The organism is Hymenobacter sp. HSC-4F20 (assembly GCF_019599275.1).
Lineage (GTDB): Bacteria > Bacteroidota > Bacteroidia > Cytophagales > Hymenobacteraceae > Hymenobacter.
Genome location: NZ_JAHZTD010000001.1, coordinates 1,762,292 through 1,777,105, shown reverse-complemented (window position 1 = coordinate 1,777,105; position 14,814 = coordinate 1,762,292). Strand labels below are relative to the sequence as shown.

Below are 14,814 nucleotides of genomic sequence, written 5' to 3'. Positions count from 1 at the left end.
AAACACCCCCTTACTGCCAGCGTGGCGGTAAGGGGGTGTTTGTTTACTCATCAGCTGCCGCGCAGGCTTACAGTTTCACTTCGCCCTGCTGACGGATGTCGCGGGAGGAACTGCCCACTAGCAGGCTGAACTTGCCCGGCTCCAGCACCCATTGCTTTTTAGCCTCGTCGTAGTAGCGGAAAGCGTCGGGCCCCAGGGTCAGGGTAACGGTTTTGGCTTCGCCAGGTTTGAGGAACACTTTCTCGAAGGCTTTCAGCTCCTTTTCCGGGCGCTTCACGCTGGCTTGCTCGTCGTGCACGTAGAGCTGCACTACCTCGGCGCCGGCCACTTTGCCGGTGTTGCGCACGCTCAGGGTTACCGTGGCGCTTTGAGTTCCAGGCTTCACCGTGAGCTTGCCGTACTCGAAGGTGGTGTAGCTCAGGCCGTGGCCGAAGGCGAACTGCGGGGCTACTTTATAGGTGTCGAAGTAGCGGTAGCCCACGAACACGTCCTCCTTGTAGGTTTGCTTCAGGGGGTTGCCCGCGGTGCTCGGGTACTCGCCCAGCTTGTGGGCCGGCGAGTCTTCCAGCTTCACGGGGAAGGTCATAGGCAGCTTGCCCGAAGGGTTCACGTCGCCGAAGAGCACGCGGGCCAAGGCCGTGCCGCCCTCCATGCCGGGGTACCAAGCTTCCACAATGCCCTTGGCCTGCCCGGCCCAGGCCGAAACGTCAATTGGGCCGCCGCCCATCAGCACCACCACCGTGTTAGGGTTGGCCTTGAGCACGGCCTGAATCAGCTCGTCCTGGCCGAAGGGCATCTTCATGTCGGGCTTGTCGAAGCCCTCGGCGTCGTAGGCGTTGTCGCTCCACTTGCTGTAGTCGTAGCCGTGGGTAGAGCCGCCCACGATGATGGCCACGTCGGCGGCTTTGGCGGCAGCCACCGCCTGCTGAATCAGCTGCGCATCAGCCTTCTGGCCGCGGGCAATGGTGTAGCCGGGGGCGTAGGTAATCTTGGCCTGGGAGCCGAGGGCCTTCTGCAGGCCCTGGAGCGGGGTAATTTCGTACTTGGCTTTCACCTGGGAGCTGCCGCCGCCCATGGCGTTTTCGCGGGTAGCGTTGGCCCCGATGACGGCAAACGTCTTGGTCGTCTTCTTCAGGGGTAGGAAGTTACCCTCGTTTTTCAGCAGCACAATGCCCTCCTCGGCCACTTTGCGGGCCGTGGCCTGGTGCTCGGGGGTGTTGTAGGCGCCGGCTTTGCGCTTGGCCCCGTCGAGCATGTTGGTTTTGTACATCACCCGCAGGATGCGGCGCACTTTATCGTCGAGCAGGGGCTCCAGGCTCTTGTCCTTCTTCACGGCGTCCAGGGCGGCGTTGGCCAGGAAAAACCGGTCGTAGAGGCTGGCCGTGGAGTTGCCCCCGCCGGCGGTCTGGTCTACGCTGCCGTACATCAGGGAGAGGTCGGTGCCCATTTCCAGGTCGGTGCCGTTGCGCAGGGCTTCCTGGGTGTCGTGCACCGAGCCCCAGTCGCTAATCACCAGCCCGTTAAAGCCCCACTCGCCCTTTAGCACCTGGTTCATGAGGTAGGCGTTGTGGGTGGCGTAGGTGCCCCGGAACTTGTTGTAGGAGCCCATGAGCGTGTGCACCCCGCCTTCCTGCACGGCCGCCTTAAACCCAGGCAGGTACAGCTCCCGCAGGGCCCGCTCGCTCATGTACACGTCCACGTCGTTGCGGTGCTCCTCCTGGTTGTTGGCCGCGTAGTGCTTCACGCAGGCCGATACGCCCTGGTCCTGCACCCCCTTGATGTAGCCCACCACCATCTTCGAAATGAGGTAGGGGTCTTCGCTCAAGTACTCAAAGTTGCGCCCGTTCAGGGGCGTGCGGATGATGTTGATGCCGGGGCCCAGGATGATGTCTTTGCCCCGGAAAGCGGCCTCGCTACCCAGCACCGAGCCGAAGGCGTAGCCCAGGGCCGGGTTCCAGGTAGAAGCCAGGGTGTTGCCGGTGGGCAGGTAGGTGCCCGCGTCGTTGGCATCTTTCACGCCTTTCCAGTCGCGGCCCTGCTCGGGGCGTACGCCGTGGGGGCCGTCGGAGGTCATTACCTCCGGAATGCCCAGCCGCTTGATGCCGCCAGCCGCGAAGGCCGAGTTGGCGTGAATCATGGCAATCTTCTCCTCCAGGGTCAGCTGGCGCAGCAGCTGGTCGATTTTGGCTTCGTTGGCCAGCAGGGCCTGCTGGGCGTTGGCCGCCGCACCGGCGGCCGGGCGGGTGGTAGCAGAGGTTGATTTCGTTTGGGCGGAGGCCAGGGGGCTAGTGGCGCAGAACAGGGCGGCCATCAGCAGGGCCCGGGCCGAGGGTGGAATCAGGGACATAGCAGGAAGCAGTACGCGGTAAAACAGGCCGCTCCCGACCGGTGCCAGGCCCGGAGCGTAGCCAAAGGTATTGGACGGGGGTAGGAAAATCCAGGTTCGGAATATGGTTGCCAGGCTTCAAACCTAGTTTCCGAACTTAGCGCATACGCTTACGGCACACGTGCCCCGGCCTTGGCAGGCCCACGTTACTGCTCCCCTGCTAAACCCAGGCGGATAAAAAACAAGTAACTTTTAGCGGTACTGTCGGCCCTTCCAGGTAAAGGACAGCGGCAGCAGCCGGAACAGCACGAGGCTAGCGGCCAGAACCAAAGTATACACCTCGAACAGGGGTAGCAACTCCAGCGGGGGGCGGCGCCCCACCCGCCGAAAGCACACGGCTGCCAGCAGTCCCTGCAGCAGCAGCTTTCCCAGCCAGGCTCCCAGGGCCAGCTCTACCTGCCCCGTCAGGGCCAACCCTGCCAGCACCAGCGGAAACGAGCCGTACACGGCCAGGCACAGTTTCAGCCAGCCCGGTAGCTGCTCCACCCCACGCAGCCACCGCCGCCGCTGGTGCAGCAGCCCGCGCCAGTTGTACATGGGCAGCGACTCGGCCAGCACCTCGGGGCGAAACAGGTTGCGGGAGTGGTAGCCGCGGCCCAGCACGGCCCGGAACAGCTCGAAGTCCTCGGTGACGGAAAACGGCAGGGCCTCGTAGCCGCCCGTGGCCTCGTAGGCGGCGCGCGTGATGAGCATATTGTTGCCCATAGCCGTCACGGGCCGGCCCAAATCCGTCACTACCTGCACCAAACCCAGCGACATCAGCCAGTCGAGGCCCTGCAGGCGGTGGAACAGCCGGGGCCCGGTAACCAGCGTCAGGCCCGTGACGATGCCCACGTCCGGCCGGGCGTAGGCTAGCAGGCCCGATACCCAGGTGGAGGGCACGGCAATGTCAGCGTCGGTAATAAAGAAATAGTTGGTGGTAGCGGCGCGGGCCAGGTGGGCCAGCACGTTGGCCTTGCCCCGGGCCTGCCCGAGCGTATCTCGGATAGGTATCACCCGAAACGAGCCCTCGTAGCCCTGCATGGCAGCCGCGGCCACGGCGGCGGTGCGGTCCGTGGAGCCGTCGTCGCCGAGCAACACTTCCACCAGCGCCGGGGGGTAGTCCAGGGCCCGGATGGCCCCGAGGCAGCGGGCAATGGCCGCTTCTTCGTTGCGGGCGGCAATAAGAATGCTGACCCGGGGCAGAGGGGTAGGCGACGGGCTGGGCGTGGGGCCGGCGCGGCGTGCCAGCAGGGCCACGGCCAGGGCCAGCAGCCCCCCCCAGGTCAGCAAATACAGCAAAAGTAAGATGCTCATCCCCGGGCTTATAAGGCGGCGAACTGGTAGCCGCGCTCGGCAAAATGCTCCAGGTAGCGGGGCAGCACGTAGCGCAGGTTGCGGCTGGCTTTCAAGCTGTCATGAAACACTACAATGGAGCCCGGCCGCGACAGGCGCAGGGCCGTAGCCAGGCAGGCTTCAGGGGCGAAATCCGGGTCGTAGTCGCAGGTGAGTATGTCCCACATAATCAGCTGGTGGGTGCGGTTCAGCTCCCGGGCCAGGGGTGGGGTAATACGGCCGTAGGGCGGGCGCAGTAAGGGGCGGGCCTCGGGCTGCAAGGCACTGAGCAGCTCCTGGCACTGGGCCACGTCGCGGAGGTAGTGGGCGCGTGGGTGGCTCCAGCCGCTGATATGGTGGTAGGTGTGGTTGGCCAGTCGGTGCCCGGCCTCAAGCACCAGCCGGGCCACGGTGGGGTGGCGGCGCAGGTTGTCGCCCACGCAAAAAAAGGTGCCCTTGGCATTAAACCGGGCCAGCTGCTCCACCACAAACGGCGTTTCCTCCGGGATGGGGCCGTCGTCGAAGGTGAGGTAGAGGGTCGGCGGCGTGGTGGCCGGCATCTGCCAGCGGCACTCCGGGAACAGCTGCCGTACCAGGCCGGGCATTCGGTGTAGATGCATGAAAGCAAAAGGCAAAGAAACGGGCTAGGGCAGGGCACCGGGGGCCTTACCTGCCCGCAAGCTACGGCTTAGGCCACACATGCTTCGATTTCCAGCCACAGCCGGCTAGCACTTTCCTCCCACGAAAACCGCTCGGTGTTGCGGAGTCCGCGCGCCGTTAGCTCGGCCCGGTAGCTCTCGGAGGCCTGCACTGCCCCTAGTCCCGCCGCAATGGACGCCACCGAAAACGGGTCGACGAGGTGGGCGGCCCCGCCCGCTACCTCGGGCAGGGAGCTGCAGTTGGAGGTAATGACGGGCGAGCCGCAGGCCTGGGCCTCGATGACGGGAATGCCGAAGCCCTCGAAGTAGGGCACGTAGCAGGTGGCCAGGGCGGCGGCGTACAGCTCCGCCAGTTCGGCGTCGGTCACGCGGCCGGTCAGGTGCACGTCGTGGCGGTGGCGCAGCTGCTGGTACACGTCGAAGATGGGCCCGGCTTTCCAGGCGGTGCGGCCCACAATCAGGAGCTTGGTGGGCGCCTGGGTGGCGGTTTTAAACTCGTCGAAGGCGCGCAGCAGGTGCACCAGGTTCTTGCGCGGTTGCAGGGCTCCCACAAACAGAAAGTAGGGCCGGCCGGCGCTAAAGCGCGCCCGGGTGGCCTCCTGCACCGCCGCGGGCTGGGGCCGGAAATGGCGGTCGGCGGCGTTGTACACCACGCTTATCGAGTCGGGCGCCGCGCCGTACGTCTGCACAATATCCTGGCGCGTTGCCTCCGATACAGTTACCACCCGCTGCGAGGCCCGCACGTAACGGGGCGTAAAGTACTGGTAGTAGCGCAGCACCAGCCGGCCCACGTCCTGAGGGAAATGCTCGAAGGCCAAATCGTGAAACACCGTGACCCGGGGCACGCGGGTGCGCAGGGTGGTAAAGCCGTCGGGGCTGAGGAACACGGCGGGGCGGTGGCGGCGCAGCCACTGGGCCACGGCGCCCTCAAACCAGGCCAGCCACAGCAGCGGGTGCCGGGCCGGCGGGGCCAGCACGTGGGGCACCACGTTGGGCCCCAATACGTACCGCTCGTCGAAAGCCCGGTCGAAGAGGAAGTGGAAGGTGTGCTCCGGGTGCTGCCGCACCAGGCAGCGCAGCGTTTCCAGCGTGAAGCGCCCAATGCCTTCCAGCTTGTCGCCGGGGAGCAGAAAGCGGACGTTGACGGCTATTTCCAAGGGGGTGAGCTGGTGAAGTGCAGAAAGAGAGGCTTCCCGAAGAGAAAGGCAATCAGCCGATTTGCGTCGGCTGGCTACGCTGCGGGTGGCCGGCGCAGGTGCTGAAGTTCCGAAAGTTTCACTACTCCCAGCCCGACTACCAGTACGAGCAGCCACCCGCCCGCCAGGCCTGCTTCCAGCCACCAGGGCAGGCCGGCGTAAGTGAGCAGCGCGTACCAGCCGCAGCACAGGCCCCCGAACACCAACGCCAGCCGGAGCAGCATACTCCAGGGCGGCTGCACGCCCGTGCGGCGGGGCACTAGCCATAGGTAGCCGCCCGACACCAGCACGGCGCAGAGCAGGGTATTGGCCGCGCCGGCCAGGGCGCCGTAGCGGGGCATGAGCAGAAAGTTCAGGCCCACGTTCACGGCAATGCTGCCCGTCACGAGCCAGGAAACCGGCTTTTCGTGGTCGGTGCTGGTAAGCAGGGTGCTGTAGATGGCAAAGAAGGCGTGCACCAGCACGTTCAGAAACAGCAGCTGCAGGCACTGGGTCATGCGGGCTACCTCGGCGGGCGTGCTGTGCGCAAACTGAAAGAACAGCAGCTCGCCCCGAAACAGCCCGAAACCCACCACGAACAGCAGCGGTACCGTGACGACACGCTGGCCAAACCAGAGCAGCTCCTGCTGCTCGGCGGGGCGGCCCGTGGCGCGGGCAAACCGGGCAAAAAACAGGGGCAGCACCGTCCAGAGGTACATCATCACGGCATCAACCCAGCGGTAGGCCGCGGCGTAGTAGCTGGCCTCCTTGCCCGACACGAGCCGCTCTAGCATCAGCATGTCGATGCGCTCATTCAGGCCGTAAACCAGCGTAATCAGGGCCAGGGGCAAACTTTCAAGCAGTACCTGGCGGGCATGCTCCCACTGGGGGCGCAGGGCCACCCGGCCGTAGAAGCGCCGGATCAGGACCCCCAGCAGCAGAAACGTGAACCCCACGGCCACCGTGCGCGCCCCCACGTACCGGTCGAGGCTAAGGCCCACCGGCAGCAGGGCCAGCACCAGAGCTAGCAGCAGCAGCCGCTCCAGCACCGATAGTACCGCGTCAGTATTGAAGCGCTGGTGGGCCTGCAGCACTCCGCGCAGAAACAGGATGTACTGGGTCAGCAGTAGCCCCCCGGCCGTAACGGCCAGCAGCAGCAGCCAGTGGCCCCGGTAGCCCAGGCCCCAGCCCACGGCCAGCGTAGCCACCCAGAACCCCAGGCCCAGCCCCAGGCGCAGGGGCAGCAGCGTGGGGAAGTACTCCTGGAAAAAGCCTGGCGAAGCCGCTAGGCGCTTGGTAGTCAGCTGGGTAGTGCCCACGTCCGACACGGCTGCCATGATGGTAGCCAGGGTCAGCAGGGCCGTGAAGGTGCCGAACTGCTCGTGGCCCAGCCGGTCCTGCACTACGTTCTCCAGCACCACCCAACCCGGCTTGACCAGTAGGTTGAGCAGCACCACGAAGCTGATATTTCCTAAAAAGCGTTTGATGCCGTGGGGGTTAAAGCAAAGAAAATCCGTGCCCCGGACCAGGCCGGGTGGGGCGGGCAAGCAGGGCCGTTGCGTGCAAAACTAGGGAAAAAGCCGCCCCCGGCGGCACGCCATATGCGCATCCTGCGGCCATTTTTCCTCTATATTTGCTCGCCGCCCCCGCTTATCTTTCCCTTCCGGACGGGCGGCCTTGCTCGTATTATGTCAGAGTCGTATTCGCTGCTAGGGCTGTGGCCCATCATTAACCGTTGGAAAAAGCTAGTGGGCACGGCCCTGGTGCTGGCCCTGATTAGTAGCGCGGTGGTAGCCCTGGTGCTGCCCAATATCTATAAGTCTACGGCGGTTTTCTTTCCCACCAACCCCCAAACCACCGACCCCGACCGGATTGCCACCGAAGGCAGCAAGCTGGAGCTAGGTGGCCGCACCGAAGATCTGGACCGCATTATTACCATTGGCCAGTCGCAGCCCGTGGCGGAATTGATAATCAAGAAGTTCAAGCTGCACGCCCACTACGAGGTAGGGGAGCCCGGTACTGACGCCGCCGACGACGAGGCCCTGCGGGAGTTCAGCTCTAACCTCGATATTGTGCACAATGAGCGCGACGCTATTGAGCTGACCTTCCAGGACAAGGACAAGCAGCTGGCCGCCCGCATTGCCAACACCCTCGTGCAGGTAATTGACTCGGTGAACCAGCAGCTGACCCTGGAAAACCGCCGCAACGTGCTGGGTCTCTACCGCCAGCGCTACGAGTTTCTGGGCAATGAGTTTGAACGCTCCCGTCAGCAGCTGCTGCGGGCCCGCCGCCGCTACGGCATTTACGGCCTGGAGCAACAGTCGCGCTACCTGGCCCGCGAAATTATCAAGGTGGAAACCGACCTGCGCAAAGCCGAGGGTAGCGGGGCCGATGCCAGTAAGGTCGCCGGCCTGCGCCGCGCCTTGCGCGGGCTCACCGAGGCCGAACAGGGCAACGTCATCAACCTAGAGGACTACACTCAGGGCGTGGACTCATTGAACCTGTTTACCTCGCGCATGACCGACTTACAGGCCCGCCTGGTGAAGGCCCGTGGCGACTACGAAACCGCTGATGTAGCCCTGAAAGGCCGGCTTTCGTCCTTGTACCTGGTGCAGAAAGCCTACCCCGCTACCAAGAAAAGCAAGCCCGTGCGCTGGCTGATTGTGGTGGGCTCGGTATTCCTGACCCTAGCTCTGTCGGTGGTGGTGATTACGCTGCTAGAGCTGTGGCGGCGCACCCGTCGGCCCCTAGCCCCGCTGGGTTCATGAGCCAGCGCCTGGCCCAGTGGCTTCCCCGCTCCCCGGAGCAGCGGATATTTGCGGGCCTGATGGCGCTACTGCTGGGCGGGGGCGCGGCCATGCTGCTGCTGCGTACGCCCGTAGCCCTGCTGCCCTTGGCGGTCGGGCTAGGCCTGCTGCTCCTGCTCACGGAGTGGCGCCTGCTCTACTACCTGCTTTTCCTGACGCTGGCTTTCTCGCGGGAGCTGGCCCTGCCCGGGGGCCTGAGCATGGATGTGCCCTCGGAGCCCCTGCTGCTCGTGCTCACAGGCTGCGTTCTGGCCACCATACTCATGCGGCCCGCTGCCATTGCGGGTCGGGAGCTGCGGCACCCATTGGTAGTTATTCTGCTGCTGATGCTGCTGTGGTCGGCCGTGTCCACGGCATTTTCCGTGGATACCACTAAGTCCATTAAGTACCTGCTGGCCAAAACCTGGTACCTGGTGCCGTTCGGGCTGGGAACCTTGCTGCTGCTACGCCGCCCCACCGACGTGTGGCGGGTAGCCGGCATCTACACCGCCGGGGCCTGCCTGACGGTACTGATTGTGGCCGTGCGCCACGCGGCCCACGGCTTTAGCTTCGAGTCCATCAACGAGGCCGTGCAGCTGCTCTACCGCAACCACGTAATTTATGCCACGGTGCTGGCCCTGCTGCTGCCCTTTTGCCTGTACGGGGCCCGCAGTACCCGCGGGGCGGCCCGGCTGGGCTGGCGCGTGGCCATGGGCATTCTGCTTTTCGGCCTGATTACCTCCTACACCCGGGCTTCGGTGCTGTCGTTGCCCGTAGCGGGCCTGTTCTACGCCGTAGCCCGCCTGCGCCAGACGCGCCTGCTGCTGGCCGCGGTGGTAGCCCTGCTGGTGGCCGGCGCCACGTATTTTCTGAGTCAGAATAACTACATGCTCTACGCCCCCGACTTCGAGAAGACGGTGTTCAACGGGCAAAACTTCAGCAAGCACCTGGAGGCTACCTATAAGCTCCAGGATGTATCGGGCATGGAGCGGGTGTACCGCTGGGTGGCCGCCGGCCGCATGACGGCGGCCAAGCCCCTGGTGGGCAGCGGCCCGAGCACCTTCTACCCCGAATACAAGCGCTACACCGTGCGCAGCTTCCGCACCTACGTGAGCGAGAACCCGGAGAAATCTACCACTCACAACTACTTTCTGCTGGTGCTGGCCGAGCAGGGCTTTCCTGGGCTGCTGCTGTTCCTGATTTTGCTGGGCGCGGCCTTACTCACCTTTGAGCACCTCTACCACCGCACCCAGCCCGGCACCCAACCCCGCTACGTGCTACTGGCCTGTGGCATGAGCTTCGTGATTATTCTTTTCCACTTGCTGCTCAATGAGTTGGTGGAGGTAGACAAAATTGGCTCCTTCTTTTTCGTGAACCTCTTTCTGCTCATCCGGGTCGAAACCTGGAGCCGGGACGGCCTGCCCACCCCTGACTAGCGCGGCAGCGGGCCTGCGCTAGTCAGGGGCAATTTTACCACCTTTGCGCCATGCACCTCTCCGATTCGCACGCGCACGTTTATTCCGAGCAATTCAAGCCCGACCAGGACGCCATGCTGCTCCGGGCCTTTGAGGCCGGAGTCCGCACCATCTTCATGCCCAACATCGACCACACCAGCATCGACGCCATGCTGGAAGTGGAAGCCAAGTACCCCTCGCAGTGCTTTGCCCAGATGGGCCTGCACCCTTGCCACGTTACCCGGCAGTTTGAGAAGGAACTCTACGAAGTAGAAGCCTGGCTGAGCCGCCGGCCCTTCGCGGCGGTAGGGGAGTGCGGTATTGATTTGTATTGGGACAAAACCCACCTGGCCGAGCAGCAGGAAGCCCTGCGCATTCAGGTAAGCCTGGCCAAGCAGCACAACCTGCCCCTGGTGCTGCACACCCGCGAGGCCTTCCGCGAAGCCGCCGACATCATCACGGCGGCTCAGGATGGTTCGCTGCGGGGCGTGTTTCACTGCTTTTCCGGTACCCGGGCGGAAGCCGAGGAAGTAATCCGGCTAGGTTTCAAGCTCGGCATCGGGGGCGTAGCTACCTTTAAAAACGGCGGTCTAGACAAGGTTCTGCCGGGCCTGGAGCTGGAGCACCTGCTGCTCGAAACCGACTGCCCGTACCTGGCCCCAGTGCCCTACCGGGGCAAGCGCAATGAACCAGCCTACCTGCCCTTCGTGGCTCACCGCGTAGCCGAAATTATGGGCCAAGACCCCGAGGAAGTAGCCGAAGCAACCACCCGCAATACCTTGGCTCTGTTCGGGGAGGTAGCGAAATAGTGTGACTCAAGGGCCAGCTGCGTTGAACGGAACTGCCGCCCACCGGGGCTGGGGCACACCAAGGGCTGTTTTCTGCTTGGTTGGCCAGCGCTGCTGCCCGGGCAGCCTGGCTAGGGCAGCGGCGAAGCAGAAAGTTCTTGCGCGTTGCCTAGGGTAGCGAGTAGGGGAGACGCTGTTCGAAGGCGGCAGAGTCCGGAGCGACACCCGCGGCAACTCTCGGTCCGGTACTACTGTGGCCTGCTGCGCTTTTTCTAACTTGGCCGCCGCGCCGGCCCACCCCCGGCTGTTTCGTATCACGCTAATCCACCCTCCCGTTGCCCCCTGCTACCCTGCCCTCCGCCCCCGAAGCCGCCATTCTGGTTATTTACACCGGCGGTACCGTCGGGATGGCCTACAACCGCCGCGGCGAGTTGGTGCCGATGAACTTCGAGCAGATCCGCAAGAAGATGCCCGAGTTGCGCCAGCTGAACATGCGCGTGGAAGTTACCAACTTGGGCGAGCCCATCGACTCCAGCAACGTAACAGTGCAGGACTGGCTTCGGCTGGCCGCCCTCATTGAGGAAAACTATGCTCGCTACGACGGCTTTGTGGTGCTGCACGGCACCGATACTATGGCCTACTCGGCGGCGGCCCTCAGCTTCCTACTCGAAAACCTGGGCAAGGCGGTAGTATTTACCGGCGCTCAAGTGCCGGTAGGCCGCATCCGCACCGATGCCCGCCGTAACTTGGTAACAGCCCTGGAAATGGCCGCCGCCCGCCACCCCATGGCCGGGGCAGTGCGGGTGCCGGAGGTGTGCGTATTTTTCAACGACCTGCTGATTCGGGGCAACCGGGCCAAAAAGGTAGAAAGCCAGCAGTACAATGCGTTCCGGTCCGAAAACTACCCGCCCCTGGCCCGGGCCGGTATTGAGCTGGATTTCAATGACAAGCAGATCCGGCGCCTGCCTTCCGCCCCACTGCACGCCCACCAGCGCCTCGATGATCAGGTCACCATTCTGCGCCTGTTTCCGGGCCTGACCGAGCGCATGATGCGCGCCCAGCTCGACGCCGAGGAACTGCGGGGCTGCGTGCTGGAAACCTACGGCTCAGGCAATGCGCCCACGGCCCCCTGGTTTCTCAGGTGCCTGCGCGAGGCTACCGACCGGGGCGTACATCTGCTCAACGTCAGCCAATGCGAAGAGGGCCGCGTACTGCAGGGCCGCTACGAAACCAGCGCTTATTTTCGTGAGTTAGGCGTGCTTGGTGGGGATGATATTACGGTAGAAGCGGCCATTGCCAAACTCATGTTTGTGCTGGGCCTCAGGCAGAACCCCGCCGAAACCAGGCGCCTGCTTACCCAGGACCTGCGCGGCGAAATCACGATAATCTGACCCTCGGGGGCGCCGGGGCTTGCGTATTCCGAAAATCGGATGTTATTTTGCGCCACTTCCCCGCATCTTAGAGAGGTGTCCGAGTGGTCGAAGGAGCACGCCTGGAAAGTGTGTATGGGTCTCAAGCTCATCGAGGGTTCGAATCCCTTCCTCTCTGCACCACAGCCCGTTTCTGATTCAGAAACGGGCTGTTTGCTTTTTAAGGGTACGCGTAGGGGTACACCATATGGTCACGCTAGGCGCCTTTTTGCACCGGCTAGTTATCTTTAGTTTTCCCCGTTGGGTAAGTAGTTGCCAGCTCCTACCTACGGACAAGGGCCGCCGCATCATGTGTTGCAGCGGCCCTTTTCGTTTTCTGAATTCTGGATATTGACAATTCTAACCAGGGAGGAATCTCAATACATTTACCCTATGAAAGTATTTCATCTTAGCGGCAGCATTCTGTTTGCCTTCTTTTTCCTGAGTTCGTTTGTCTCAGACAAATGGATAAGGTATCCTATTGATACCCAATTGTCAGTTCAGCTGCCCGGCACGCCGGAGACAAGGGAAATAAATACCAAGGAGGTTGATTTTGAGCAGCACATCCGCGCCTTCACTCTACAGGATGGATCCGGCCAGTATACAATTATACGGGATGATATGACCCATGAATCAGACAACTATTTGACGCCAGTAGGACGGAGAGAATACTATCAAGCTGCCCCAATCGGCTGGCTTAGCACCGAGAAGGGAGAGTTGCTGAAACAATCTAAATTTTCAGTCTCGGGGGTAGAGGGGATAGAACTTACCTATAAGGTACCTGTAGCTGATAAAAGTCAGGTTCATATAAAATATGTTCGGATGCTGTTAGTGGGTAAAATAGCCTACGCTTTCCACTTCACCCCGTCTAACGTAAAAAGTCAGAAGAACAAAGAGCCGCGTAATACCTTCTTTGAATCAATTAGTTTGGAATCAGAGAAAGAGGCAAAGCAGTAGGTAGTTATTTACTGCTACCCAATGATTTACGGGCGTGGTGGGCGTTGCGCTTCCGTTGCTCCAGGGTACCGCCAATATGCAGGGTTACGTTGATGCGGCCGGTTTCCTGCTCGTCAGCAACAGTCAGGGCGGTGTGTTGCAGCTTGCAGGTACAAACTCCGCCTGCTTCCTGTAGGCAGCTATGAAATCCTTTCCGTCGAGGGCTTCCAGTTTGGCCTGGAGCAGATCGGTTTCAATGGCTCCTGGCACACCGGCAATCAGTTCGTGGGTTTGAGCTGTTATCTGGTTAGATTGGCCTTTGGCAGCGCACTTCTGTTGCTGGTATGCCTGCAGTTGCAGTTCGTGCCTCTCCCGTTCCTGCCAGCCGCGTAAGGCCAAATGAGGCGGTCAGGCCCAGCGGCGGGCTCAATCCCGCGTCTTCTTCCCCGCGGCCAGATTCTTCGCCTCTGCATGACGTTCCGCTAGGTGAAAACAACTTTTCAGACGGGCACTTCTGGTAAATATCCTAACGGCGTAATTTCCGTTGAAGGCCTACTATGAAACGACCCCACGTAATTTGCCACATGATGTCCTCGGTGGACGGAAAGATTCTGTCTGCTAACTGGAAGAACCAAGAGCTGACCGACACCTTTGCCGGCTACTTCGAGCAGTACCACGAAACCTTTACCAGCCAAGCCTGGATGTGTGGGCGCGTGACAATGGAGCGAGACTTTTCCGGCGGTGTGCAGCCCGACCTGCAACCCGCCCCGCAGCCTATTGCCCGTGAGGCCTTTATTGGGGATGCCAATGCCACTTCCTTTGCCGTAGCCGTGGATGCGCACGGCCGGCTTGGCTGGGATGCCAACACCACCGGCGGCGACCATATCGTGGAGGTTCTGACCGAGCAGGTTAGCGACGACTACCTGTACTATCTGCAGCGCCAACGCATTTCCTACCTCTTTGCGGGCGCGGAGGAAATAGATTTTAATGCCGCGCTGGAACAGTTGGCGGCCCTGTTTCCCATTAAAACGCTCATGCTCGAGGGTGGTGGCCACCTAAATGGTTCCTTGCTCAACGCAGGGCTGATTGACGAGTTGAGCCTGCTGCTGCTACCTATTGCCGACGGTACGCTGCAGTCGCCGACCACGTTTGAGGTGAGCGACTACCTGCGCAAAGGCCCGGCTACACGTTTGTACCTATCCGCAGTGCAGCAACTCGATAACGACGTAGTGTGGCTGAAATATAATTTCAAGGCGGCCTAAAAGCAGTAGCTGCCTTCTCGGGCGTCAGAGCCAGACCGGCCGGGCAGGAGGAAATACGCTGAGCCGTTCCGACGGGTGCCTTTGTGCGACTTGGCCGAAAGGGCGGTTCCGCAGGTAGAGCTTCTGTTTTGCCCTGAGTCCGGCCATTGTCTGACTACCGCGTAAAAAGCCCCGTCCAGATTCCTGAACGAGGCTTTTTGCATACTTTTTTGCAAACCAGAAGCCCAAACAGAATGGGTCTGCTCACACTGTCACGCTTTCTTCGATGGCCTCGCCAATGCTGATTTCTTCCAGCGGGGGCACCGGCGCAAAGCGCGACTCGTGGAAATTGGCTTCGGGGAAGCCGGGGGCTACCTCGGCATTATTGATTTCGTGGAGGGTGATGCCGTAGCCGCGGTGGGTATCGTAAATGCCGCGTACAGTGTAAATGGGCCCGCGCTTGGGCGTTTGGATGTTGGGGTTCTGGACCAGCAGCAGGGTAAAGTCGTCGTTGGTGCAGATAACTTCCTGCCCGATGTGGAATAGCGGCGGTTTCATGGCGGCAAAGATAAGGCAGTAACACTACCCGTTGGAAGACGCAGAACCGAGTACGTAGCATCGTGAATAGAAAGGATTAGGTAAGCCCGGCAAGTAGCAAGGCGCCCT

General features: G+C 62.1%; 12 protein-coding genes and 1 tRNA gene. 7 read left to right on the top strand and 6 right to left on the bottom strand.

All coding sequences use genetic code 11. The features are described from left to right. Window positions 1–67 precede the first annotated feature (67 nt). From K3G63_RS07640 to K3G63_RS07620, 5 genes are all read right to left on the bottom strand, one after another. Entirely contained in the window at window positions 68–2,347 is a 2,280-nt protein-coding gene (locus tag K3G63_RS07640; RefSeq protein ID WP_220613455.1) for a glycoside hydrolase family 3 C-terminal domain-containing protein, read from the bottom strand. A 231-nt stretch (window positions 2,348–2,578) separates the two neighbouring features. After that, window positions 2,579–3,682 (bottom strand): glycosyltransferase, encoded by a 1,104-nt coding sequence (locus K3G63_RS07635; RefSeq protein WP_220613454.1) that lies wholly within the window; start codon window positions 3,680–3,682, stop codon window positions 2,579–2,581. Between the two features lie 8 nt (window positions 3,683–3,690). Continuing rightward, window positions 3,691–4,320, bottom strand: a complete 630-nt coding sequence (locus tag K3G63_RS07630; RefSeq protein ID WP_259404301.1) for a polysaccharide deacetylase family protein — start codon at window positions 4,318–4,320, stop codon at window positions 3,691–3,693. 68 nt (window positions 4,321–4,388) lie between these two features. Further along, window positions 4,389–5,516 (bottom strand): glycosyltransferase family 1 protein, encoded by a 1,128-nt coding sequence (locus K3G63_RS07625; protein WP_220613453.1) that lies wholly within the window; start codon window positions 5,514–5,516, stop codon window positions 4,389–4,391. Window positions 5,517–5,590: 74 nt separating this feature from the next. Then, on the bottom strand, window positions 5,591–7,081 hold the full coding sequence (locus K3G63_RS07620) for an oligosaccharide flippase family protein (protein ID WP_220613452.1): 1,491 nt from the start codon (window positions 7,079–7,081) through the stop codon (window positions 5,591–5,593). A 141-nt stretch (window positions 7,082–7,222) separates the two neighbouring features. Here K3G63_RS07620 and K3G63_RS07615 point away from each other — a divergent pair, with 141 nt between their 5' ends. From K3G63_RS07615 to K3G63_RS07585, 7 genes are all read left to right on the top strand, one after another. Then, window positions 7,223–8,302 carry a hypothetical protein gene (locus tag K3G63_RS07615; RefSeq protein ID WP_220613451.1) on the top strand — a complete coding sequence of 360 codons (1,080 nt, stop codon included), beginning with the start codon at window positions 7,223–7,225 and terminating at the stop codon, window positions 8,300–8,302. Further along, window positions 8,299–9,756 carry an O-antigen ligase gene (locus tag K3G63_RS07610; RefSeq protein ID WP_220613450.1) on the top strand — a complete coding sequence of 486 codons (1,458 nt, stop codon included), beginning with the start codon at window positions 8,299–8,301 and terminating at the stop codon, window positions 9,754–9,756. Before K3G63_RS07615 ends, K3G63_RS07610 begins: the two co-directional genes overlap by 4 nt. A gap of 50 nt (window positions 9,757–9,806) precedes the next feature. Beyond that, window positions 9,807–10,583 carry a TatD family hydrolase gene (locus K3G63_RS07605; protein WP_220613449.1) on the top strand — a complete coding sequence of 259 codons (777 nt, stop codon included), beginning with the start codon at window positions 9,807–9,809 and terminating at the stop codon, window positions 10,581–10,583. 314 nt (window positions 10,584–10,897) lie between these two features. Beyond that, window positions 10,898–11,953, top strand: a complete 1,056-nt coding sequence (locus tag K3G63_RS07600; RefSeq protein WP_259404300.1) for an asparaginase — start codon at window positions 10,898–10,900, stop codon at window positions 11,951–11,953. A gap of 69 nt (window positions 11,954–12,022) precedes the next feature. After that, window positions 12,023–12,110, top strand: a tRNA-Ser gene (locus tag K3G63_RS07595). 254 nt (window positions 12,111–12,364) lie between these two features. Further along, a complete protein-coding gene (locus K3G63_RS07590; RefSeq protein ID WP_220613448.1) occupies window positions 12,365–12,928 on the top strand; it encodes a hypothetical protein in 564 nt (187 codons plus the stop codon). Window positions 12,929–13,464: 536 nt separating this feature from the next. After that, entirely contained in the window at window positions 13,465–14,169 is a 705-nt protein-coding gene (locus tag K3G63_RS07585; protein ID WP_220613447.1) for a RibD family protein, read from the top strand. A gap of 243 nt (window positions 14,170–14,412) precedes the next feature. On the opposite strand, the gene K3G63_RS07580 is transcribed toward K3G63_RS07585, so the two are convergent. Beyond that, entirely contained in the window at window positions 14,413–14,706 is a 294-nt protein-coding gene (locus tag K3G63_RS07580) for a hypothetical protein (RefSeq protein WP_220613446.1), read from the bottom strand. Window positions 14,707–14,814 lie beyond the last annotated feature (108 nt).